This is a genomic window from Cohnella sp. CFH 77786, from assembly GCF_019400745.1.
Taxonomy (GTDB): domain Bacteria; phylum Bacillota; class Bacilli; order Paenibacillales; family Paenibacillaceae; genus Cohnella.
This window is the reverse complement of sequence record NZ_WJIB01000009.1, coordinates 151,058-175,674: the sequence shown is the minus strand read 5'-3', so window position 1 is coordinate 175,674 and position 24,617 is coordinate 151,058. Positions and strand designations below refer to the sequence as shown.

Sequence of the window (24,617 nt, the reverse complement as noted above, 5' to 3'; positions counted from 1 at the left end):
TTCCTCCTATCAGGGATGTCCTAAAAAGGCAAAAAGGAGCCCTTGGTGACAGGCTCCTCCATGACAGCGATTCGTATTCGGTTCACTTTGCTTTTAATCCGTCCACTCCAGGCTCCGAAGAAGCTTCCTCTTCATTAGTTCCGCGAGAAAGTCCGCATAATGCTCTCTTTGTAAGATGACCTTGAATTCGTGATTCGGATACAGGTAGAACAGCACATCGGTGTAGTCGTTGTCATCCTCGAAATGATGCTGTACTTTCCTCATTTCCGCGAGACCCGGCGAACCGTCCGGGATCCGGATGAGGAATTCGGCGTCATTCTCGTTCTCGCTTTCCCGGATATCCAGGATGCGCGGGTCGAATTCATACTTTAACATTCGTCCATTCGCTCCCATCTACATCAAGTACCTGAGATACACATAAATGCTGGACATCGCGACCGACAGCAGCATGAGCGGAAATCCGAGCTTCATGAACTCGACGAACCGGATGGGGTGGCCTTCCTTGCCCGCCAGTCCGGCCACGATCAGGTTCGCGCTGGCGCCGATGAGCGTCCCGTTGCCTCCGAGGCAAGCGCCCAGGGCCAGGCTCCACCACAGGGGCTCCAGATTTTGCACGCCCATCTGGCCCATCTCCTGGATCAAGGGGATCATCGTGGCGACGAACGGAATGTTGTCCACGAAGGCGGAGGCGATCGCGCTTAGCCATAGGATCAGCATCGAAGAGGCGACGGGCTCGCCGCCCGTCCATTCCATGGCTCCGGAAGCCAGCTTCGCGATAACGCCCGTTTCCACCAACCCCGACACGGCCACGAACAATCCGACGAAGAAGAAGATCGTCGTCCACTCCACCCGCGTCAACGCATGCTCCATTTTGTGTTCCCCCGTCAGCAGCAGAAGCAGGAACGCGCCGGCCAGCGCCACGGTCGCCGATTCCAAATGAAAGGCCTGATGGAGGAAGAACCCCGCCAACGTCAGTCCGATTACCGTCAAGCATTTGATCAGCAGCCGGCGATCCTCGATCAATTCGGATGAATCCATGGCCAGCACGCTCGCTTTGGCTTCCGGCGTCGTTTCCAGCTGCTTGCGGAAAAGCAGGACGAACAACGGAACGTACGCTGCCATGATCAGGATCGCAATCGGAGCCAGATTCTGGAGGAACGCCATAAACGTCAATTCCTTTACCTCGCTCCCGATCATAATGTTAGGCGGGTCCCCGATCAAGGTCGCGGTGCCACCCACGTTGGAGGCGATGATTTGCGTGACAAGAAAGGGAAAGGGCCGCACCCGCAGCTGGCGCGTGATGCTGAAGGTGACCGGAACCATTAGGAGGACGGTCGTTACGTTGTCCAGGAAAGCGGAGCACACGGCCGTAATCAGCGCCAGGACGATCATGATCCGGATCGGCTCGCCCTTCGCCTTTTTTGCCGCTTCGACGGCCATATATTTGAACAGCCCCGTCTCCGCGGTCACATTGACGATCACCATCATCCCGATAAGCAGCCCCAGCGTATTGAAATCAATATGGTGGAGGGCGGTTTCCTGGTCGATGATCCCCAAGACGACCATCAGCACCGCACCGGCCATCGCCACGATCGTACGGTGTATTTTCTCCGAAATGATAAGCGCGTACATCGCAAGAAAAATAATAATTGCCCAGATCGCTTGCTGTTCCATGATCTCCTCCTTGACTTCCGTTTCCTGCGCTTGCGCAACCCGAAAAAAAACAAAAAGAGCCCGCTGTTGGCAGGCTCCACCGGAAATGCAATATATGATTGATTCCACTTATCCGATTATAAATTCAGGTAACGCCGTTGTAAAGATAACTCGGCAAAATTACTTCTCGATCGACTCCTGGAACTCCTCGATCTGCTCATTCGTTCCGATCACGACCATGACGTCGTTCTCCGTCAGGATATCGTCAGCTACCGGAGCGATGATCATGCCTTTGGGCTTATTGATCGCCACGACGCTGCAGCCGAAGCGTCCGCGCGGGTTAATCGACGCAAGGCTTTTGCCGGAGAGGCATTTCGGAACGCCGAGCTCCGCGATCGTGTATTTCTTCGACAGCTCGATGTAGTCCAGAAGGTTGGGCGACACGAGCTGGTGCGCGACGCGCACGCCCATGTCCCGCTCCGGGTACACGACGCGGTCGACCCCGATTTTCTCGAGCACCCTTCCGTGCAGCTCATTTACCGCTTTGCCGACCACTTTTTTGACCCCAAGGTCCTTCAGGAGGATCGCCGCCAGGATGCTGGCCTGGATATCGTCTCCGATCGCGACGACGCCGCAGTCGAAATTCCGCACGCCGACCGAGCGGAGCACCTCTTCATCCGTTCCGTCCGCCACGACGGCATGCGTAAGCACGCGGCTCATTTCGTCCACTTTCTCTTCGTCCTGGTCGATGCCGAGCACTTCGTAGCCGAGCTCGACCAGCTCGCGGCCCAAGCTGGAGCCGAACCGCCCCAGGCCGATGATGACGAATTGGTTCAATTTCATGTTCGATGTTCTTCTCCTTTAGAATCAACCGATAATGATCTTGCCTTCGGCATTGCGGTACAGCACGCGGCCCGGTTTGGGAGCAATGGCGTAGGAAAGCGTAAGCGGGCCGAGCCGTCCGATGAACATCATCAGGATGATGATGATTTTGCCGACGAGCGTCAGGTGGGGGGTAAGTCCCATCGTCAAACCGACCGTTCCGAACGCCGAAGTCACTTCGAAGAGAATCATCAGGAAGTGGTGGTCCTCCGTCGTCGACAGAATCATGGTCGCGGTCATCACGAGCGCGAGGGCGAACAGGGTCACGGTCAACGCTTTGTAGACGCGCTCTTTGGCCAGCCGGTAGTTGAACATGACCACGTCTTCTTTGCCGCGGATCATCGTATTCACCGCGCCGATCAGCGCCGCGAACGTCGTCGTCTTGATCCCTCCGCCCGTAGAGCCCGGCGAAGCTCCGATGAACATCAGCACGATGAGGATGAACTGCGTCGCCTGCCTCAGGGAGGCGATATCCAGCGTATTGACGCCCGCCGTGCGAGGGGAAACGGACTGGAACATCGCGGACAGCAGCTTCTCCCCGAACCCAAGCGGCCCCATCGTGCGGCCGTTCGTGTATTCGAACGTGAAAATCACGATCGTGCCGATGAGGATGAGCATGCCCGACATGCTGAGGACGACTTTGGAATGCAGAGACAGCCTGCGTTTGCTGCGGAAATCCACGAGATCGGCGAGCACCACGAACCCGATCCCGCCGAGCACGATCAAGAGCATGGCCGTGACGTTCATCCACGGGTCCCCGACGTACATCGTAAAGCTTCTAAAGGCGCCCATGATATCGAAACCCGCATTGTTGAAGAAGGAAACCGCATGGAAAACTCCGTAATAGATTGCTCGTCCTGGAGCCATATCGAACATGAACCGCAGGGAAAACGAAATCGCGCCCGCGAGCTCAATGAATAAAGTGTACACCAGAACCTTGCGCACCAAGCGAACGATTCCTTCGATGCTCGACTGGTTCAGCGCCTCCTGCAGCACGAGGCGTTCCTTAAGCGAGATCCGCCTTTTCAGGAATACGGCGAATAAGGTCGCCATGGTCATGAACCCGAGACCGCCGACCTGGATCAGCACGAGGATCACGATTTGGCCGAAAGTCGAGTAATACGTTCCGGTATCGACGACGACCAGACCGGTGACGCATGTGGCCGACGTCGCGGTGAACAGAGCGTCGATCCAGCGGGTCGACTGTCCGGCGGCCGACGAGATCGGAAGCGTCAGCAGCTGCGCTCCGGCCAGAATGATGAGGGCAAAGCCGAGCACGAGCAGCTTGGGCGGCGAAGCGACAAGCAGCCGGTATAATTTGCTGAACAAGGAAGTCACCTCTAAGTCGGAATCCGCATGCGCCGACGGGATAAACAGGCATTAAAAAAAGCATTGGAACCCCAATGCTCGGAGCGCGCATGCGAGTCCTGTTCTGGGCAGCCTGCTAGGTTAGCTGTCGGGTTCGGGCTTGAACAGGCGGCCCTATCGTCCCGCGTCAGGCGCGGATTGAATTCACCCCGGATAAGCGCGCGAAACCGGTTCGCCGGCGCTGGTTGGTTCCCCCGTTTTCTACAAAGAAATTCGGCTGTAGGTTATGATATTGATAGCGTAATAAGCGTACTTTCGCATTATAGTCCTTCCGTCTGAGCGCGACAACAGCAAATTTGGGCCGATCCGGACAAACGCCGCGATTATGGGCGGTCTGCCGGCGGTGAATCCGGCCCGCGCATGCATTATCGGCCCTTTATCTTCCGTTTGCGCCGAATTTCGGAGCAACGGATTGGAATTCGGGGTCTGCTCTATGCTACGCTTGCTGTATGCGTTTACTTCGTGATCTTTCGCTAAAGGAGCGTTGAATTTGGGGCGAAACAGGTTAATCCCCATGAGCCCGCTGTGGGTCTGGGCGGCTGGGATCGGGTTCGTCGTTTTTCTCGTCATTCAAGTATTCCCGATCTTTTGGGGGTCCGATGCGGGAGAGGGGCGGGCGATCAGCCGGGAAGAAGCCGAACGGGCGGCGCGCAGCGTCGCGGAAACCCGGTTCGGCATCTCCGGGGATCAGATCGGAAGCGGTATCGAAATTACGCATATGTCCAACAGCGGGGCGGTCGGTTATTTTTCGAAAACGGAATTATTGGAGCGGTATAAGCAAACATGGTCCCAGCACCATCCGACGGACGTGTACCGGGCGGATCTGCTGCTCGGCGGCGATAGCGGCACGCTGACGCTCTACCTGCAAATGGAAACCGGAAAGCTGGTCGGATGGCAGGACGACAGGCGGATCGCGAGGCCGGACACCGGCGGGAAGCAAGCGAACGCGGGCGGGGAAAATTCGAAGCAGGAGGCGGAGCGGGCGCTCTCCTATGCGGCAGTCTGGGGCGAACGAGCGGAAGACTGGGAATGGGACGGGAAGCCGTCCGGCACAGACGGGACGATGACGTTTCTCTTCCGCCACGGCGACTTGGAAGAGGCTCGCCTTGCGCTTAAAGTACGCGTCCCCGCGGGTTACAACCCCCTATCGTCGGCTCCTCCGCCGTGGAAAAACGGTCTCGTTTCTTATGAAATCCGGGTTCCCGAGAGCTTCGCGGCTTATTTGACAGATCAGAAGAGATTAGCGGGAATGCTAAACGCGTTCGGATTCGTCATTCCGCAGTTAACGCTGTTGATCCTGGCCATCGTCTATTCGGTCTCGCACCGGGAATATACGTCATTCCGCCGGGGAATCGGGTTGTCGTTCGTGTTTCTGGTCCTGTACTCGGCTTTCTATTTGAACATGATCCCCGGCTTCCGCGCGGGCTTGTTGGATGAAGGACTGTCGGGCGACAGCGATTCGGTGACGTCCATTCTCGCGGTGAACTTCGTCATTCTGGCGGGAATGGCGATGTTCACCTATTTCGCCGCCGTTGGCGGAGACGGACTTTGGAGATCGATGGGCAAGCCCTTGTGGCCGAGCTGGCGGGAAGCGGGATTCGGAGAGGCTGTGCTGGGCGGCATGAAAACCGGCTATCCGCTGGCGCTTCTGCTCCTCGGCGTTCAGTCCGTCATCCTGGTCGGGCTCGAGCAAGGGATCGGCATGTTTCAATCTTCGGACGCAAGCCAGTCCGCCTACAACATGACGCTGCCGTGGCTTCTGCTGCTACTCGCTTGGTGTGCGGGCATCTCGGAGGAGCTGCAGAGCCGGCTCTTCGGCATCGGGCTGTTCCGCAGTTGGCTGGTCGGCGGCGCGGCGCGTCTCCTCGGCCGCAAACCGTCACGCCGCGCCGAATCCGCGCTCACGGTACTGGCCATGATTCCCCCCGGCCTGTTCTGGGCGTTCGGCCATGTCGGCTACGCCGTTTATCCGGCCTATTCGCGGCTGATCGAGCTGGTCATCATGGCGCTGCTGTTCGGATGGTTCCTGCTTCGGTTCGGCTTGATCGCCGTTCTGTTCGCCCACATCGTGCTCGATTCGGTGCTCATGAGCGTGCAGATCTTGTCCGACGGCTTACCTGGCCATTGGGCCGCCGGTTTGCTCGGTCTTGTCCTTCCCGCCACGGTCGCCTATGCGTTGCGGTGGGCCCACGGACTTTGGGGCGGCGGCAGGCGCATGGTCCATCCGCCGAAATAGTGTCCCACAGACACTATTTCGCTCACAGTAACGTCGATACGCCGGATTAGTGTCACACAGACACGATTTGGCTCACATTGCCGCCGATTCGCCGGATTAGTGTCACACAGACACGATTTGGCTCACATTGCCGCCGATTCGTCGAAATAGTGTCCCACAGACACTATTTCGCTCACAGTAACGTCGATACGCCGGATTAGTGTCACACAGACACGATTTGGCTCACATTGCCGCCGATTCGTCGAAATAGTGTCCCACAGACACTATTTCGCTCACAGTAACGTCGATTCGCCGGATTAGTGTCACACAGACACTATTTCGGCTGAGCTGAAGTATCGTTGATTCGTCGGATTCGTGTATTATTGCCACTATCCCTTTCGCTCAGTTTACGTTGCTTAAGTCAACTAACCCCCTTCGCTCAAGGAATGTAGGTGGTAGAGCGGCGAAACAAGTATGGTACGGACAGGCACATTTTAGCGAGAATTCGATCACTTGACTCGGAATTGGTTCGGACATCTCCATTTTAGCGAGAATTCGATCACTTGACTCGGAATTGGTTCGGACATCTTCATGTAAGCGGGAATTCGATCACTTGACTCGGATTTGGTTCGGACAGCTCCATGTAAGCGGGAATCCGATCACTTGACTCGGATTTGGTTCGGACAGCTCCATGTAAGCGGGAATCCGATCACTTGACTTGGATTCGGTACTGACAGTCACATGTTAGCGGGAATTCGATCACTTGACTCGGAATTGGTTCGGACAGCTCCATGTAAGCGGGAATTCGATCACTTGACTCATTTCGATCACTTGACTCGGATTTGGTTCGGACAGCTCCATGTAAGCGGGTGTTCGAGCGTTGGCCCCGGATCTTGTGCGAACAGCATCAGGCATGCGGGAATTCGAGCATTAACTTGGACTAGGTGCGGACAGCGCCATATGAGCGAACGTTCCCCGTGCAAGGCCAAGTTTTGGTGCGGACAGCACCCTTAATCGAGAGGCTACCGCAACCTGAGCGAAAGGGATAGTGGTACAAATCCGCGGCCACATAAATAGCCTTCCGCCCCCTCATAGGGAGCCGAAGGCTGCTTTCCGTTTCTGCTGCAACGCATAGAGCCAGATGAGGGCAAGGCCGCCCGGTTCCGCATGCAGCTTACGCAGGCGACGAACCGGCGTCTCCCGCTTCCGCCGCTGCCGCATACCCCGCCTCCGATTCGGCCAGTCCCGCCTCATCCGCCGCCTCCGCGGCTTCCGGCTTCTCGTCGTTCAGCGCATCCAAGATGCGCCGAGCCAGCGCTTCGCCGATGGAGAGCGCGCGGAAATCCTCGACCGCGGCTTCCTTGATTGCCTTAAGCGAGCCGAAATGCTTCAGAAGCTGCTTGCGCCGTTTCTCCCCGATGCCGGGGATGGAGTCCAGCCGCGAGGCGATCATGGACTTGCCGCGCTTCTCGCGGTGGAACGTGATCGCGAAGCGGTGCACCTCGTCCTGGATCCGCTGAAGCAAATAGAATTCCTGGCTGTCGCGCGGAAGCGGCACGACCTCAGGCGGATCGCCGACAAGCAGCTGGGCGGTCCGGTGCTTGGCATCCTTGGCCAGGCCGCATACGGGAATGTCAAGGCCGAGCTCGTTCGTCAGGACGTCCATCGCCGCCGCGATGTGGCCTCTGCCGCCGTCCACGACGATCAGATCGGGAAGCGCCAGCCCTTCCTTCAGTACCCGCTCGTAGCGCCGCCGCACCACTTCCCGCATCGTTTCGTAATCGTCCGGCCCCTGCACCGTCCGCACGTTGTATTTGCGGTACTCCTTCTTGTCCGGCTTGCCGTCGGTGAAGACGACCATGGCCGATACCGGGTTCGTCCCCTGGATATTCGAGTTGTCGAATGCTTCGATCCGGCCGGCGGACGGAATGCCGAGCCACTCGGCCAACCCTTCCGCCGCTTTCACGCTGCGCTCCTGGTCCCGTTCGATGAGCCGGAATTTCTCCTCGAGCGCCACGCGCGCATTGTCGCACGCCATCGTCACGAGCGACTTCTTCGTCCCCCGCTTCGGTACCGCGGCTTTGATGTTCAGCCACTTGCGCAGAGACTCGCACACTTCTTCTTCGTCGGACGAATTCTCTCGCTCGGGGAGCAGCATCTCCCGCGGCAGCGCCGGATTGTCGCTGTAATACTGCGTCACGAAGCTGAGAAAATCGTCATAGGCGTCGCCGTAATAAGGAAAGACGGACACGTGCCGCTGCACCATTTTCCCCTGTCTCATATACAGGATTTGCACGCACATCCATCCCTTATCCACGGCGTAGCCGAAGACGTCGCGGTCCTGATGGTCATGAAGGTTGATCGTCTGCTTCTCCATGAGCGCCTCGATGGCCGCGATCTGGTCACGGTACTCCTTCGCGCGCTCGAATTGCAGCTCCTCCGCCGCCTCCGCCATTTTGCGCTGCAGTTCTTTTTTGATCTCGGTGTGCCCGCCGTTCAGGAAACGCGTCATTTCCCCGATCATCCGGTCATACTCGGAAGCTTGCACCGGGTACTCGCAGGGCGCCACGCACTGGCCCAAATGGTAATACAGGCATACCTTGTCCGGCAGCGTGCGGCATTTGCGCAGCGGGTACAGCCGGTCCAGCAGCTTCTTCGTCTCCTGCGCCGCGAAGGCGTTCGGGTACGGGCCGAAATACTTGGCCCTGTCCTTCACGATCCGCCGCGTCACCTCGAGACGGGGATGCTCTTCGTGCGTGATTTTCAAGTAAGGGAACGATTTGTCGTCCTTCAGCAGCACGTTGTACCGCGGATAATGCTGCTTGATCAAGTTGCACTCCAAAATAAGCGACTCGGTATTGCTCGCGGTGACGATATATTCGAAATCCCGGATTTCCGAGACGAGCTTCTGCGTTTTGCCGTCATGGCTTCCGTTGAAATAGGAGCGAACGCGGTTTTTGAGCACTTTGGCCTTGCCGACGTAGATGATCTTGCCTTCGCCGTTCTTCATCAAATAACAGCCCGGTTGATCGGGAAGCAGCGCTAGCTTGCGGCGGATGTTCTCCATCGCCTTCTCCCTGTCCGGGAACAGTGTCGTTTCCGTATCCATAGCGGGAAGGTTCCTCCCTCTCCGAATCATAGCAGGCGGGAGCAGAACCTCGCGCGGCCGCCTCCCGATCTCCATTGTAGCACACGACGGAAGCCGTGGCTCCCGGAAACCGCCGCTTTGTCGCAAACTTGTCACGATCGCAATCCTTTACAACAAAAAGCGATGTTGGGTATACTAGGGGTAATGAAGTTTGACCAGGAGGCTTCCCATGGATAACGTTCGTGACCCCCGCCTGCACGTGAACGAAGAACCCCGCGACGACTTTCAAGATACCGCGATGGGATTCACCGTCATGTTCGGCTTTATGGTCGTCGTGTTCGCCGCGGCGGTCATCGTGAAAGCCATCATTTCGTAAACGGTCTTGATCCACGACGAAAACGCACCCCGATGCCGATTCCGGCGCCGGCGGTGCGTTTTTTCATTCGCAAAATCCCTGCTTCCTACTTGGCCGCTTGCGGGGGCGAGGCGTTGCGGCTTTCGGCGGAAGGCTCGTAGCGAAACCGCTCCGTCCTCTCGATCTGGACGATCCGTCCGTCGTGGACGACGATTTGCACCGTACCGTACGACAGTCCCGCAACGGCATCCTTGATCCTCTCCAGCCACTCCTCGTTCCATTCCACGCGTTTCGCCATCGAGATCCCCTCCTTCATCATTTGCGTGACCGCATGTTTCAGGTTCAGCCGCCGTGTCCGCTCATGCGCCTCTCCAGAATCGACTTCGCAATCAGCGTCACGACTGCCAGCAGCATGAGCAAGGAGGCGACCGCGAACGCCGAAGTGAACTGGTACTCGTTGTACAAGATCTCGATATGGAGCGGAAGCGTGTTCGTCTCGCCCCGGATGTGGCCGGAGACGACGGATACGGCGCCGAATTCCCCCATTGCCCTCGCGTTGCACAGGATCATCCCGTACAGAAGGCCCCATTTGATGTTCGGCAGCGTCACGCGGCGGAATACGCGCCAGCCGCGGGCGCCCAGGCTGACCGCCGCTTCCTCGTCCAACACGCCTTGCGCCTCCATGAGCGGAATCAGCTCGCGCGCCACGAACGGAAACGTCACGAACATGGTGGCCAGCACGATGCCGGGGGTCGCGAAGATGATGTGGATATCGTGCTCCTGAAGCCACGGTCCGAGAAGGCCTTGCGCCCCGAACAGCAGGACGTAGATCAGGCCGCTGATGACGGGCGACACCGCGAAGGGCAGGTCGATCAGCGTGATCAGCAGGTTTTTGCCGCGAAACTTGAATTTCGTGATCGCCCAGGCCGCGGCGAGCCCGAACAGCGAATTGAGCGGCACCGCGAGGAGGGCCGTCGTCAGCGTGAGACGAAGCGCCGCGAGGGCGTCGGGGTCCTTCAGCGCGTAGACGTACGAGCTCCAGCCCTTACTGAACGCTTGGCTCAGTACGGTGACCATCGGCAGCACGACGATCAGCGCGACGAACAGCAGCGCGATCCCGATCAGCAGGTACTTCACGGGACGGGATTCCGTCAAATGTTCCGGAACCGCGGCCTGCGCTTTGCCGGCACCCGGATTCGTTACGATTCCGGCCATGTTTCCGCCCCCCTTTACGCCGAGTGCAGGCGGCGGCCCGCCCACCGCTGCAGCAGGTTGATGAGCAGAAGCAGCACAAAGGAGAGGAGAAGCAGCACGACGGCAATGGCCGCCGCCTGGCCGTATTCGTACTGTTCCAGCTTCGTGATGATGAGCAGAGGCGCGATCTCGGTCTTCATCGGCATGTTGCCGGAAATGAACACGACGGACCCGTATTCGCCGATCCCCCGGGCGAAGGCGAGGGCGAACCCCGTGAGCAGCGCGGGGATCAGCTGCGGCAGGATGACCCTGCGGAAGGAACGCCATCGGTATGCGCCGAGCAGCACGGCCGCTTCCTCGGTGTCGGACTCCAGGTCCTGCAGAACCGGCTGCACGGTCCGGACGACGAACGGCAGGCCGATGAAAATGAGCGCGATCGTGATGCCGAGCGGCGAATAAGCGATCTTCAAGCCGAACGGCTGCGCCAGCTGCCCGATCCATCCGTTCGGCGCATAGATCGTCGTCAGCGCGATTCCCGCCACGGCCGTGGGCAACGCGAAAGGCAAATCCACCAGGCCGTCGACGATCCGTTTGCCGGGGAACCGGTACCGGACGAGCACCCAGGCGAGCAGCAGCCCGAACGCCAGGTTGACGACGGCGGCGAAGAACGAGGTCATGAGGCTGACTTTGTAAGAAGCCAGCACCCGGGGCGCCGTGACGGTATCCCACCATTGGGAAGGCGGGAGACCGGCGGATTTGATCGCGAGCGCCGCGAGCGGAATGAGGACGACGAGGCTCAAATAGAGCGTCGTAAATCCCATCGTAAGACGGAATCCCGGCAACAGCCGGCTTGGATTGCGAGTTTGTTGTGCCATATCCCGGGTGATCTCCTCATGCCGGGCCTGCGGTCAGGACCCCGGCGCATAGATTTGGTCGAACACGCCTCCATCCGCGAAATGCTTCTTCTGGGCTTCCTGCCAGCCGCCGAAATCCTTGTCGATGGTAAGCAGATGGAGTTGCGGGAATTGATCCTTGTACTTATCGGCAACGGACTGCAGGCGCGGGCGGTAGAAGTTTTTGGCCGCGATTTCCTGCCCTTGTTCGCTGTAGAGGTATTTCAGGTAAGCCTCGGCGACCTCGCGGGTCCCCTTCTTGTCAACCACCTTGTCGTTAACGGCGACCGGAGGCTCCGCCAGGATGCTGAGGGACGGGGTGACGATTTCGTATTCGTCGCCGAATTCCTTGAGGGCTAGATGCGCTTCGTTCTCCCAGGCGAGCAGCACGTCGCCGATTTTCCGCTGCACGAACGTATTCGTCGCATCGCGGGCTCCGGAATCGAGAACGGGCACGTTTTTGAACAGCTTCGTCATGAAGGCCTTGATTTTCGTCTCGTCATTGTTGTACTTGCCGGCCGCATAACCCCATGCCGCCAAGTAGTTCCAGCGCGCTCCGCCCGACGTCTTCGGATTCGGCGTGATTACCTGGACTCCGTCCTTGATCAGGTCGTCCCAGTCCTTGATGCCTTTCGGATTGCCTTTGCGCACGAGGAAAACGATGGTCGAGGTATACGGCGTGCTGTTATCGTCGAACGATTTCTGCCAATCGGCTTTGATGAGACCTTTCTGGGCGATGGCGTCGATGTCGTAGGCCAGCGCCAGCGTGACGACGTCGGCTTCCAGGCCGTCGATGACCGCCCGGCTCTGCTTGCCCGAACCGCCGTGGGACTGCTTGATCGTCACGGTCTGGCCGGTTTGCTGCTTCCAATATTCCGCGAAGCTTTTGTTGTACTCCTCGTACAGTTCGCGAGTCGGGTCGTAGGATACGTTCAGAAGCTCGACCGGTTCCGGCGCTTTCGCCGTACTGCTTCCGTTTTCGGACGAGCTCGCCGAAGGGCTCGCCGCCTGGCTGGCGCTTTGGCTGCTTCCAGCCGCCTGGCCGTTGTTCGAACCGCCGCAAGCGGACAGCAGCAGCGACAGCAGCAGCGCGGAGATGAGCGGAATGAGGACCCTTTTCTTCTGTTTCATGATGAAACACCCCTGATGGTTGGATTGGGGAGGAATTCCTGTCTCTCGCTCCGGCTGTCCGGTCACTTAAACTGACAATTCCCACCTATTTAGTTGGTATTGAAGTCATGATAAACGAGGGCCTAGCGATTTGTCAATCAATCCGATAAGAAAAATGTATAAATCTATTTTTTTCTGTGGGGGTCCATAGAAGTTCGCCGTAAAGGTTATCGAAAATGGTACAATGGAGGCGTTGAAAATGCGTTCGAGATCGTTCGAGGTGACAGATGAGCTGCGACAAGCTGGAGGAAATCCAGGAGGAGATCCGCCTCCGGTTCGGGCTTCGCGTCGATGAGGCGCGGCCGATCCGCCGGGGATATCTGAACGAAAAGTGGATCCTGCGCACGAACCGGGGAGAATGGTTTGCGAAGAGCTTCCACCCGGATCGTTACGGGAAGTTTCCCGACACCGTCTGGGACGAAATCGCCCAGGCGCTCCGAATGCAGATGGCGTACTTCCGTTCGGGCGGCCCGTGCCCCGAGCTGCTCGGAAACGAGGAACAGGGATACTTGCACCGAACACCGTCCGGAAGGAAGTACGTCGTCATGACTTGCTGCCCGGGCGATAACGTTCGCCCTGGCCGGGTGACGGAGAAGCAAATGCACTCGCTCGGCATCGCGGCCGGGGAAATGCACCGCGTGTGGAACGACGGAGGTCTGCCGGGCGGCCTCCCTCTGGCGATTGCGCCGAAGGAACCCGTCTGGAAGCTGGATCCGGACGAGTGGAAGCAAAATTGGGAACAAAGACGGACAGAGGTTGCGAGCGCCTCGGCGGCACCCGATATCCTGGAAGCGCTCGAGGTGCAGAAAGAGATCATCGACCGGCTGGACCTCGAATCCTGGCCGCCGGACGAGCCGGGTTGGTCGCATCTCGATTTGTGGACGGAGAATATCCTGTTCGAACCGGACCGGCTGACCGCCATCGTGGATTTCGACAGGGTCCGGTACGCGTATCCGGCTCTCGATCTCGGCAGAGCCGTCCTGTCTTGCGCGTTAGCGGGAGGAGAATTTCGGAGAGACGCCGCCGCCGCGTTCGCCGAAGGGTATCGCCAAATCCGGCCGCTTCCCGGCGGCGGACTTCTACATGCGGTGCGGCGCTGCTGGCTCATCGAATCGTTCTGGTGGATTCGGTCGCCCGCGGCTTCCTGGAGCACGGCTCCGCGGCGTTTTCAGCAGGAAATGATCTGGACGGCGGCTCAGTGGGACCGGCTGGAGACAAGCCTCGGGAACCTCGATTCGTCACCCGGCGACCCGAGGCTCAGCCCCCCCGATGGTTCCGTCCGCGAACGTGCACAGTGCTGACGAACGGCCGGATCCGGTCCATCAGCCGGCGGCCTTTGTGCAGCTCTTCGCCTTCTTTGTGCGTGAAACTGAAATGCCGCTCGAGAGCGTCCAAATCGTGATTGGACGTATAGAACGTCGGCTTCCGGTTCATCCGGTGGTTCAAAATCGCGCCGAGCACGTGGTCCCTCACCCAGGGGCTTAAGTTCTCCGCGCCGATGTCGTCGAATACGAGCAAATCCGTTTCCTTCATCAGCGTGATCGTTTCCTTCAGCTTCTGCGGCTCCATCATAAGCGCTTTGGCGTCTTCCACGAACTCGGGCATGTAAACGATCACGCCGTTGTAGCCTTCCTTCGCGAGTTTCTGAAGCAGGTAACCGGCCAAATACGTTTTGCCTGTACCGAAATCCCCCATCAAATACAAGCCGTTCTTCTGAAGGCCATCCCGCTTCGTCAGAGCGACGTAAGCCGCGATATCATGCACCGCCACGGAACGGTCATCATCCAGATTGAACATCTCATCTTCATCGTACGACTGCCCGAAAAGCGAATCGTCCGCGAAGAGGCAGGTGATGCGTCGCCGCAGCTGAACTTGCTGCTCGTATTGAACCCACAAGGCACAAGGGATCTTCTGGTCGACAATTTGCCAGCGGCCTCCAACTTCCGTGCAGACCAGCCCCGTGGAGTGCCCTTGCATGTCGTTCGGACAACGTTCCAGCCCTGGGCAGTTTTTGCAGTTGTGGTATTCCTTGGACATCTGGTACAGCCGGTTCAAATTGGCCCGAAGCACCGATTCGTCCATTGCCGGGTAACGTTCCCTCAGCTTCACGACCAGCGGATCGGCCAGCACTTCGGACGCAAGCCTCACGGGATCGATGGCGGATTCCGGAAGCGTCCAACCTCGTAAAGCGTCTCTGAGCGATTCCATCTCCGATTCCTTTCCGCCAACGAAGGCTCTTTTTTATTGCTCGTATTTCAACTTTCGGACAAGTTCCCTCATCTTCTCGCGTTCTTCCGGGGAGACCGGCTTGGCGGGCCCCTTATCCTCGACGACGGGCATCGCAGGTTTGCGCCGTTGCGGCTGCTTGCCGCGGGATGGCGCTTGGGCGCTCCCTCCATCCTCCGATTTGCGGCGCCGCTCGAGCGTCTCGTTCAGCTTTTGCTGTTCCCGTATGTAGGCGACCGCGCGATCGAAGGTGTCGATCCCTTTCGCCAGCATGTTGGAAGCGATCGAATCGATGAAGGCGTGGGTCAGACGCTGGGCGTGCTTCATGCCGAAAACGTAGTGGATCAGCACGTTGATCACCGGTTCGGGAAGCTTGTAATTCAAGTCGATCCGCTCGAAAATGCGCATGAACGAGTCCGGAACCGCTCCGGGAAAATGCCGTCCCAGCACGCGGGTGTATGGCTCCCGTCTCAGCAAGGACATATATTGGTCCGGCGCGACTTCCCCGGCGAGCCGTTCGGGAACTTCCAGAGGCGCGATGATCCCCGCGTCCGCAGGCGGTTCTCCGGCTTCCGCAGCGAGCCGCGTTTCGCCCCGCGCCAAGAAACGTTCCCTCTCTTCCTCCCGCTTGCGATCCTGGCGGTAAACCGAATGGGCGCGGCGATTCAATTCTTCCCACCGCAGCGCGCCGTCGGCTTCGAATATTCCGTCTTCGTCTAGAAGACGGCAAATCTCCGGCACGTCCAAATCGTACTTATACGCCAAATAGTTGATTTGGGCCATCGACTCCGGCGCGCGGCCCAGGCTCTCCACCAAGCGGCGGTTCGCCGATCCCCGCGGAAACCGCAGGAGCATGTCGGCGTGCCGGATGCGTTCCGACAGCGCCGGACCCGGCGACCGTTCGAAGGCAGCCGCATTCTCTGTCCAACTCGGTTCCAAATCGGGGTCGACTTGTCCCATCCCCACATGGAACAATTCGTAGAATGGCACTGTCACTTCCTCGCGGTTCACGAAACGGGAAAGCTCCGGAGGGAGTTCGCGGACTCCTCCCTGGCGGAGTTCCAAAACGGCGGGTTTGCCAATTTTATCCCTAAGCAACAAAGTAAGATGAAGATTGGCGAAAAACTCTTCCGTCCCGAGAGGACGGATCAGCGAATATTCGTAAACCGATTCTTCCGTTAACGGATTGTAATGGCGATAGGATTGCATAAGCCCTACCGCTTCCAGACGGGAAGCGGCCTCGGCCAAGGATTTTCGTCCCGGAGCGTTCATCTCGACACCAAGCCCGAGGAACAAACGGCGCTGAGGTTCCAATGCGCTATATCCGATTTCTTCTTCCGTCTTTTTCTGATAGAGAAGATGGTAGAGTGCAGACGAAAGAGCCCCCACGATCGGCTGGTACAAGGAAACGAACAGTTTCCGGTCCAGCGCGCTAAGGGCGAAATCACGATAAACGAAAAAACGATGATTCTCCGTGAATTCCAGAACGTTAGACACGTGCATCGCGAAAAGGACAACTCTTTTCCTTAGATGAGTTCTATTATTGTACCATAATTCGCAACTTGGTGGAGACAGAACGAATGGAACAAAAAACACGGACCTTAGGAAAGACCGTGCATGGAATACGATTTACTTTGGCTGGGCAGGTACTTCTTCCTGATGATGGAGAACTCCGGCTTTGCGCGTCATTCTGCCCCATTCTCCGCGCTTGCGGCGTCCAAGCTCAAACAGGCTGTGCATTCGGGAAATGCTCATGAGCGGGCGGTACCAGAACGACTCCGTTAACGCGTATACGAATAAACGGAAAAAGTCCGACAGCTTTTTGTACTTCCTCTGGCTCCACTCTTCCAACAGCAGCGCGCCCATGGACAAGAATGAACCGTATATGATCATAACCAGAGAAAATAGAACCGCATAAGGAATGTTGATCAAGTTGAACCAGAGACCGAAAATGACGACAAAATAGCCGAGCAACTCGATGGCGGGTCCCAAAAATTCGATAAAAAAGAAATAGGGGAATGCCAGCATGCCAATGGCGCCATACTTCGGATTCAACATCATTTTCTTATGCCGATATAAACTCTGGAACAAACCTTTATGCCAGCGTTTCCGCTGGTTGTACAGGACGGAAAGGCTTTCCGGAGCCTCAGTCCAGCATACCGGGTCGGGCAAGAACGCAATTCTGGCTTTGCTTTTGTTTTCCCTGATCAATCTATGCAGACGAACGACCAATTCCATATCTTCGCCGACCGTTTCGGTATCGTAACCTCCGGCTTTGATCACCCAGTCTTTGCGAAAGACGCTGAATGCTCCGGAAACAATGAGCAATATGTTGTAACGGCTTAAACTCATTCTCCCCATGAGAAATGCACGGATATATTCAATGACCTGCATGACAACCAACGGATGTCGGACGAGACTGACCTTTCCGCTGTTCAGGTAGCCGCGATCGATCCGATTGCCATTGGCAATGCCGACGCTTCCTCCGGACGCGATGATTTCTTCGCCCGGCTTCGCTTCGATGATCGGTTTCATCACTTTCATGATGGCGTTCGTATCCAGAATCGTATCTCCGTCAATGGATACGAAGTAAGGATATTTCGACATTAATATCCCCGCGTTTAATGCATCCGCTTTGCCGCCGTTCTCTTTGTCGAGCAGGAAAAGATTCGAATGAAGACGAGATCCGTAGACTTTCCGTACCGGTTTCGTTCCTTTTTTCAAACCCGTCCAGACGATTTTTTCCTGCATTTCGAACATGTCGAATTCTTTGATGATCGTTTCGAGCGAGTTATCCTTGGATCCGTCGTTTACGACGATGACTTCATATTGGGAATAATTGATCCCAAGCAGGGAACGTATGCTGTATACCGCTCCAATTTCTTCGTTGTAGACGGGAACGATGATGGAGAGAGGCGGGGCGAATTTCGTCGTCAACATTTCATCGTATTGCATCTCGGGGATACCGATTTGCTTGCGTAAATTAAAAGCAGAGGTAAGAAACAACACCAAATATACGAAAACCACGGCTATGATGTAAAAAAATACGATACGGTTAAACCAGAAAAAGAATTCATACCCGAACTCCAACCAACCGTTCATTTAAGATATTCCCCTCTTCAACATTTCCTTGGCAATATCTTGGGCAAACCGATCCTCATGGGATGCCTCGATCTTGCGCAATATTTGCACCCCGTCCTTATACAGAAGAATGGATGCTGCCGCCTCCGATCGAATCATGAAGGAACGGTCGGAAATCAATTCCTGCAGCTTCTCTAAAAAAGGACCGGATTTGATGCTTCCCATCAATTTCGTAAGCATCAACTTCTCCTGCCACGACTTGGCATCCCAATGATCCAATGATTCTTCGATGCGCTGCAACCCCTGTTTCGATGCGTATCCGAAACTCGCCAACGCCTTAATCGCTCTGATCCGCAACTCTTCCCGTTCGGAATTGACCAGCAGCTCCAACATCTGCAGGAATGCGAGAGAACGTTCATTCCGAATCCTAAGAATGTCCAGCAAGTTGTCTTGAAGAGAGGGAGGACATTGGTCGAATCCGGCGATAAATCGTTCCATCAGGTTCATGTTAAGTGGGTACAGGAGTTGTCGGCATACATAATCGGGAAGATTTTGGGTGGGATCCATCATGATTTCAATAATCCGTTCGGACTGAAGTCCGGCCATTACACGAAGGACGGCATATTTTTCAACATCTCCGATCTTCTTGCTCAGCAGGTTCTCCAGATCGGGAAGAAGCTCCCGCAAATTAAAGCGTTCAATGTACAGCAATGAACTGATTCTCTGGTTATATCGCCGGCTCGATAGCCGTTTGCGGTAATGATCTACCAGATGCTGTTGAAAAAACAGTTGGATCCGTTGATGCTCTTCCTCGTTGACGACTTGGATTCTTTTCACGAAGTATTCTTGCATGGCCTCATATTCCACGGCGCTGCCCAAAACCATGCGTCTTTCCATATGTCCGGTACGCAGATACCGTTCCAGAACGGAATCGCTCTTGTGGTAATCTTCCAACAACTTCTTTTTGCGCATCTCGTAGCGGTTGCTAATCGTTTTTTTGATGAACAAATAGATGAAGATGAGCGTTAGAACACTTAGCAACGTCAATCCTGCCCAAAGCACGATGATCAGGCTATTGTTCATCTTCTCTTCCCCTTAATCAACCTCATGATTCGCGATTCGAGCTCGATTAAACTGAAGGGCTTAGTCATGTAATCGTCTGCTCCGGACTCGATCGCTTGCGATATGCTGGCTTCCGTGTTGACGACCGTCAACATCATGACCAAATAACGTGATCGGTCGTAGTGAAGCCTCAACTTTCGAAGAACTTCCATGCCGTTCATTCTCGGCATATTCCGATCCAACAAAACGAGAAATTGTCCTGGCTGTTTGTGCCAAGCGTTTCCAAAGAAATCTTCTCCGTCAACAAAACACTTCACGTTTAAATCCAACTGTTGACCTCCCAAGTCTTGCAGCCGGGATTCCAACAAATTACGGATTAATTCATCGTCGTCAATGACGGCAACATTCAACTTCCTTCTCCAACCTTGCTCCTGATCTTGTGCCAAAGAAAATACATGAGTGGCGTTCGAGCCTTCGGCTTTGGCTTTCTCAAGGGCCTTGACTGCCATATCCAAACAATTGCCCGGTTTCCAGTCGCTGTCTACCACTTCCAATAGACCTGCCGAAAAAGAACGGCTGTAGGTCCCGTTCACCGCGTCAGCGAGTTCCGCGGAAAACTCCTGCTGAAGCCTTTGGATTAAGGGTACGGCGTTGGCCGTGTAGGTTCTCGGCAGAATCAGGATAAATTTCTCGTCTTCCGCATGAATCAGAACATCCGTATTGCGGATGCGTCCGTTTATGAATCGTCCCAAGTCGCGGATTGCCCGAATGCCTTCCTTATACCCGTACGTCTCGTTTAATTCCCGGAAACGGTCAAGCTCGAACACGACCACCGTGAAAGGATCGCGCGTTCTGCGCAAATCGCCAAGCTGCCGTTCGGCTTCAATGAAAAAATACTTCCGTTTGTAAACGCCGAAGAGGGTATCGATCAACGTTGCTTCCTGAAACCGCGTTCTGATTTCCAACTGCCTTTGAACCCGAACCGCAACCTCTTCGGGAATCAGAGGCATCCCCAGTACATCATTCGCGCCGAAGTTGAAGCCGCGAATTCGGTACTCGCTTGAATTGGAATCATCGATGAAAATGATGGGAACCGACTCGGAATGGGCATAGTCCCGAATATCGATCCAATCTTCGGTTTCATGCCATAGGCTACCCAGTACCACGCAATCCGGTTTCGTTTCGAAGTACACCTTCCCTACTTGCTCGGCTTCTATAGCCGTATGGGTTTCCCAACCGTTATTGCTGAACACGGTCGACAAAACTCCTGCGATATCGTGGCTGCAGCCGGCAACCAGGATAACGTAAGAAGTAGAAGAATCTGATTTATTCGACAAATTTGCCATAGACATGATGAAATCCTCCAATTTGCCTATAAAACATCAACAAGGTAAATAAAGTAGTATGATAGAACTATTTTCATCATAACATCGAAAACTGAACAAAATCTGTACAACTGAAAAGATGGCGGACTACCAAATGCTTCCGGCTCCGCGGAGCGTAAAATATTGCCATGCCGTGGCGGCGACAGCCGGCCAAACATGGAACTCGAAAGGTTCCTGAGCCGCTCCGCGGTTCGCGTAGACCAGTCCGCCTTCGGGATCTGAGGATTGAATCGCGAACATCGAGCGTATGAGCGGCCAGGTATCCAATTGCTGGCGCTGCATGAGATTGATTACGCCCCAAGTGCCTTCCGTCCAAATGATATCCGGCGCACCCGGGTAATGCTCGTTATCAAGGTAAGGCTTATATCCGGAAAGAGGTAGATTCGTCATGAAGGTCATGTTATAGCTGTTTCTGCTGTTGCTATGAGTCATAGCGGATGAATCGACCTTGAATTTTGACAAGTAATTCATTGCACCTTGCAACAAGTCCGTTCTTCCTATGGCCAATAAGAAAATTCCACCCCAGGAATTCGTGTCCAATGCTCCCGCAGGGTCATCGACCCCTTGGAAAAACCTGTTTTCTTTCGCTGACCAATGGAAATTCAACAAGGCTTCTTTCACGGATTCGGCCGCACGTTCAAACCGGGTTTCTCTCGTAAGGAGAGACAACTCCCTAAAGAAAAAGAAACAGTCGATGTTATGCTCTGTCGAATACCACTTGACGTCCGGCCCTCCCCTGATGCTGCCGGTTTTCTTGTTTTGCTGGGTGAGGAGATAGTCGGCAATGCGAATGGCGAATTTCCGATACTTCTTGTCTTTCGTGACAAGCTCGTATTTTAGTGCCGAATAACCCACCCATGCGAGCGAACCGCTCCTTATCAACGGACTAATTTCACCCTTATAAATGTCGTAAGACATGTCCAATGAGCCGTCCGAACGTTGCAGTTGAGAAAGGGAGTCCAAAATCGAAGAAGCCCGTTTGCGATCCCCAGACAGCGAAAAAGCGATAACCGCCAAAGCATCGTCATAAATCCAACTGCGGGTTTCCAACCCTTGTTGGGAAAAAGGATCGTCCTCGGGAATCCTGTACGAACGGATAAGACGGTAAGCGGGACGCTCCGTACTCCCCATGATTTTCCCGTCTTGAATCCGCACCACTTTGGCAACCTTAACCCCTTCTCGAACGGGTGAAAATATGCCGGAAAAATCGATGCCCAGTACCTCCGTAAGCTTGCGCGTAGAAAATTGGCCGTCGCGCCCAAGAGGAACTTTCGCTTGCAGATACGGGATGTCCGTCACGGAAAAGATTTGGACTTCGTAATCTTCCGGTTTTTCACCGGAACCCAAATGAACCCGTCCGGAAACGTTCCCCGTATATTCATAACCGTAGTCGGAATCGAATTCGATCTCGATGTCTTGGTCTGCAAGATCCAATTGTCGTTGCAGCCATGCAAGAGCCCGGCTTTGAGCGGAAGCCGGATTGAAGTTCGAAGTTTCCTCCATCTGTTTTGCGCGGGTAATCTGATGACCGGAATGGGCCAATATAAAGCAACACAAAACGATTAACGTCCTCCAAGCGGTTCGCTTCATGAGTTGAACACAGCCTTTATGGTTTGGACTGGATCTGCAAACTCCCGAACAAATCCTTCATGATGCCGTAAGACTGCTTCAACCTTTCATGATACTTCGGAAGATCCCAGCCGTTCCATGAATAGGTATACATTCCGCTCGCGTCCAGCGTCCCGTTTTTCGTTTGCGGGTAAGTAAATTGGATATCGGCCCCACCGGGTGAATCCAATGTTGAAGAATCCGGCTTGTACGAAACCAATGAGATTTTGAACCCTTTGATTTTTTCACTGGCAGAGATGCCGTCTTTCCACAAGTCTCCGATTGCTTGAAGGGTACTTGGGTCTCTCATATTCATCAATTGCCAAGGAATGCGGAGTTCTATGATCGACTCTTTCTCATTCACGGCTACATCCGTCAACGAATCGAATCCGGCGCTGTTCGGATTCCCGTTGCCGAACCGCAGTCGGCCGGTTTCGAACGTTTCAAGCGGAAGCTTCAAATTGCCGCCTTTCACATTGGGAATCGTAAGCGGTTTGTTCAATACCAGATCCATCTTGTGGAAAATGCCATTTGACTTTTTGCTCGGGTAGTCAAGTTTAGGCATCATGTTCAATGTTTGGCCATAAACGAAATAATTCGTGTCGTAATAACTATCGACCCATATGCGGGATGACTCTTTGCCCTTCAGATCGATCGCGAAATCGATTCCCGCATCCGTCGTGATCCCGGATCCGCCTGGAATCTGATGTTGCCCTTGATTCGGGACCGTATCCAGCAACAGCATGATATTCTCCTTGGCCCAATCGAACGGGGACCCTTTTTGCGCAAGATCCAAGCGGAAATAAACGTAACGCTCATCGCTGGTAACGAACACTCGTTTCACGCCGGTTTGAGGATCCGCTCCTTCCAGCAGGCTTCCATCCTTTTCCGTCATTACCGGCAAGGATCCGATTTTCTCCCAATCATCGGTTTCTCCATCGACGTACATCGCATGTTCTTCGGTTCCAGGATCGAAGCTGAGCAAGCCAAATTGCTGTTCTCCCGTCTGCGCATTGGACCAGAATGGACGACGCTCGCTGTCATCGTAGTCCATCGTGTTCCAAGTTCGTTTAAACCATTCGTCCTGCCAGCTGAAGACGATACCTCCCGCCATTTTTTCATGATAGATGTCTTCATACAAACCGGCATCGATCATGCCCTGTTCGGTTTCGTTGTGATTGCCTTGATTCCATCCATATACGTTACGATGCGCGATTCCCCTCGAAGAAGGCACCCCGAATTCGGCAACAACGACGGGCATGCGATGAGCTTGCCTTAAATCATGAAGGTAGCCGGCATAGCTGTTGTTCTTGCCGCGAAAATCGACGTACTCTTTATACTTCTCCTCGTAATTCAAAAATTCGGGATAGTAGGGATATACGTGATAGGCAGCAAAATAACCTCCGATGAAAGCGGGTTTTTCCAGGATTTTATTCGGATCCACCGTGGCCATGTCCTCTTCCCGATTCGGTTCGGAAGGATGGCGCAACAAATCGGTCGTGACCCAGTTCGTGAAGCTGATCGGCCTTTGCCACTTATACCGTTCCGTCTCGTATGCAACGGTATCTTCCATGATGCCGGCAAGCCAAATCTCGAAAGGCGACCCGTTTTTCGTTTGGAAATAAGTACCGCTGAAATCCGCCATTCCATTGTGTTTATGATCCGTTGAATCGACCATTGCCGGGTCCCATTCGACGCCCAGCATCCATCCCAGTACGTATTTGGATATATCCGACTTATAGATACCGGATGCATGTCCCGGCCGGGAAGAGAGATCGGCATTCCCGTGAATGACATCTACTGTTCTGCGAATTTCGTCGGCGAACTCTTTCGTGTTCTCTTGATTGAATGCATCTTGCGAAGCCACCATCTCGTCCTCGTCGACCCATACCCCATGAATCAGATAGAGAGGTTGTTTCGCCTTTGCGTTGTATTCCGCGAAAGCCTCATAGAAAGCGGGCGGGTGAAGCGTGTAGATCCGAATCACGTTCGCGTTCATCGCACCGATTTCTTGAAACCATCGCAAATACTCTTCTTTCGTGATCGCCATTTCCCCGGGAAAATGCCCAGGCTTGGACACCCCCATGTTGACTCCTTTGATCAACAAATCTCTCCAAGCTCCGTCGCGGAAAGTTTGCAGATATTGTTTTCCCGTTTTGGCCGGTATCGTCAGGTCATCCAAAGTTACAGGCGTCGTATTGTTCACCGGTTTATTGGTTAAATAGTAATAAAGACCTCCAGAAGCAACGATCAAGATCAATGTAAGAAAGACCAATGATTTCATTCTAAGGGAACGCATTCCATGAATCCTCCTAAATTTCGGCTGCCGATAATAAACTTTCGATCGTACAAATTAATGAAAGCATATCATGTTCCGATAAACAATTTCTGAAACTTGCCTTTATGAAAAAAAACGAAGGAATCGCAGCTCCTTCGT

19 protein-coding genes and 1 riboswitch are annotated in these 24,617 nt (G+C 55.0%); of the genes, 3 read left to right on the top strand and 16 right to left on the bottom strand.

Going from position 1 to position 24,617, the window contains the following annotated elements:
- Positions 1-93 precede the first annotated feature (93 nt).
- From GE107_RS14850 to GE107_RS14835, 4 genes are all read right to left on the bottom strand, one after another.
- A complete protein-coding gene (locus GE107_RS14850) occupies positions 94-375 on the bottom strand; it encodes a hypothetical protein (RefSeq protein ID WP_219640757.1) in 282 nt (93 codons plus the stop codon).
- 18 nt (positions 376-393) lie between these two features.
- Entirely contained in the window at positions 394-1,674 is a 1,281-nt protein-coding gene (locus GE107_RS14845) for an ArsB/NhaD family transporter (RefSeq protein ID WP_219640756.1), read from the bottom strand.
- Between the two features lie 159 nt (positions 1,675-1,833).
- Entirely contained in the window at positions 1,834-2,496 is a 663-nt protein-coding gene (locus tag GE107_RS14840) for a potassium channel family protein (protein ID WP_219640755.1), read from the bottom strand.
- A gap of 24 nt (positions 2,497-2,520) precedes the next feature.
- Complete coding sequence (locus tag GE107_RS14835) at positions 2,521-3,864, bottom strand: TrkH family potassium uptake protein (protein ID WP_219640754.1); 1,344 nt, start codon at positions 3,862-3,864, stop codon at positions 2,521-2,523.
- A 94-nt stretch (positions 3,865-3,958) separates the two neighbouring features.
- Positions 3,959-4,132, bottom strand: a riboswitch (cyclic di-AMP (ydaO/yuaA leader).
- A gap of 285 nt (positions 4,133-4,417) precedes the next feature.
- Between GE107_RS14835 and GE107_RS14830 the strand changes: the two genes are divergently transcribed.
- A complete protein-coding gene (locus tag GE107_RS14830; RefSeq protein WP_219640753.1) occupies positions 4,418-6,139 on the top strand; it encodes a CPBP family intramembrane glutamic endopeptidase in 1,722 nt (573 codons plus the stop codon).
- A gap of 1,153 nt (positions 6,140-7,292) precedes the next feature.
- Here the strand turns inward: GE107_RS14830 and uvrC are convergent.
- Positions 7,293-9,227: an excinuclease ABC subunit UvrC gene (gene uvrC / locus GE107_RS14825; RefSeq protein ID WP_255570492.1), complete on the bottom strand. Its 1,935-nt coding sequence runs from the start codon at positions 9,225-9,227 to the stop codon at positions 7,293-7,295.
- A 208-nt stretch (positions 9,228-9,435) separates the two neighbouring features.
- Between uvrC and GE107_RS14820 the strand changes: the two genes are divergently transcribed.
- Positions 9,436-9,582 (top strand): YqzM family protein, encoded by a 147-nt coding sequence (locus GE107_RS14820; protein WP_219640752.1) that lies wholly within the window; start codon positions 9,436-9,438, stop codon positions 9,580-9,582.
- A gap of 85 nt (positions 9,583-9,667) precedes the next feature.
- Here GE107_RS14820 and GE107_RS14815 read toward each other — a convergent pair whose 3' ends face one another.
- From GE107_RS14815 to GE107_RS14800, 4 genes are read right to left on the bottom strand one after another with little or no spacing between them, the layout of a single operon-like run.
- Positions 9,668-9,859 carry a YezD family protein gene (locus GE107_RS14815; RefSeq protein WP_219640751.1) on the bottom strand — a complete coding sequence of 64 codons (192 nt, stop codon included), beginning with the start codon at positions 9,857-9,859 and terminating at the stop codon, positions 9,668-9,670.
- A gap of 44 nt (positions 9,860-9,903) precedes the next feature.
- Complete coding sequence (gene cysW, locus GE107_RS14810) at positions 9,904-10,776, bottom strand: sulfate ABC transporter permease subunit CysW (RefSeq protein ID WP_219640750.1); 873 nt, start codon at positions 10,774-10,776, stop codon at positions 9,904-9,906.
- A 14-nt stretch (positions 10,777-10,790) separates the two neighbouring features.
- Complete coding sequence (gene cysT / locus GE107_RS14805) at positions 10,791-11,630, bottom strand: sulfate ABC transporter permease subunit CysT (protein WP_219640749.1); 840 nt, start codon at positions 11,628-11,630, stop codon at positions 10,791-10,793.
- A gap of 33 nt (positions 11,631-11,663) precedes the next feature.
- Positions 11,664-12,779 (bottom strand): sulfate ABC transporter substrate-binding protein, encoded by a 1,116-nt coding sequence (locus GE107_RS14800; RefSeq protein ID WP_219640748.1) that lies wholly within the window; start codon positions 12,777-12,779, stop codon positions 11,664-11,666.
- Positions 12,780-13,045: 266 nt separating this feature from the next.
- Between GE107_RS14800 and GE107_RS14795 the strand changes: the two genes are divergently transcribed.
- Complete coding sequence (locus GE107_RS14795; RefSeq protein ID WP_219640747.1) at positions 13,046-14,119, top strand: phosphotransferase; 1,074 nt, start codon at positions 13,046-13,048, stop codon at positions 14,117-14,119.
- Here GE107_RS14795 and GE107_RS14790 read toward each other — a convergent pair.
- The 7 genes from GE107_RS14790 to GE107_RS14760 form a co-directional block, all read right to left on the bottom strand.
- Positions 14,076-15,026, bottom strand: coding sequence for an ATP-binding protein (locus tag GE107_RS14790; protein ID WP_219640746.1), 951 nt, complete (start codon positions 15,024-15,026; stop codon positions 14,076-14,078). The genes GE107_RS14795 and GE107_RS14790 overlap by 44 nt on opposite strands.
- A 33-nt stretch (positions 15,027-15,059) precedes the next feature.
- Complete coding sequence (locus tag GE107_RS14785; RefSeq protein ID WP_219640745.1) at positions 15,060-16,547, bottom strand: DnaD domain protein; 1,488 nt, start codon at positions 16,545-16,547, stop codon at positions 15,060-15,062.
- Positions 16,548-16,673: 126 nt separating this feature from the next.
- The gene (locus GE107_RS14780) at positions 16,674-18,146 is read right to left on the bottom strand and encodes a glycosyltransferase family 2 protein (RefSeq protein ID WP_219640744.1); all 1,473 of its coding nucleotides are present in this window, start codon (positions 18,144-18,146) and stop codon (positions 16,674-16,676) included.
- Positions 18,147-19,208 carry a HEAT repeat domain-containing protein gene (locus GE107_RS14775; protein WP_219640743.1) on the bottom strand — a complete coding sequence of 354 codons (1,062 nt, stop codon included), beginning with the start codon at positions 19,206-19,208 and terminating at the stop codon, positions 18,147-18,149.
- Entirely contained in the window at positions 19,205-20,539 is a 1,335-nt protein-coding gene (locus GE107_RS14770) for a diguanylate cyclase (protein WP_219640742.1), read from the bottom strand. The genes GE107_RS14775 and GE107_RS14770 overlap by 4 nt, the downstream gene beginning before the upstream one ends.
- Before the next feature lie 120 nt (positions 20,540-20,659).
- A complete protein-coding gene (locus GE107_RS14765; protein WP_219640741.1) occupies positions 20,660-21,703 on the bottom strand; it encodes a prenyltransferase/squalene oxidase repeat-containing protein in 1,044 nt (347 codons plus the stop codon).
- Between the two features lie 475 nt (positions 21,704-22,178).
- Positions 22,179-24,479 carry a glycoside hydrolase family 113 protein gene (locus tag GE107_RS14760; protein ID WP_255570491.1) on the bottom strand — a complete coding sequence of 767 codons (2,301 nt, stop codon included), beginning with the start codon at positions 24,477-24,479 and terminating at the stop codon, positions 22,179-22,181.
- Positions 24,480-24,617 lie beyond the last annotated feature (138 nt).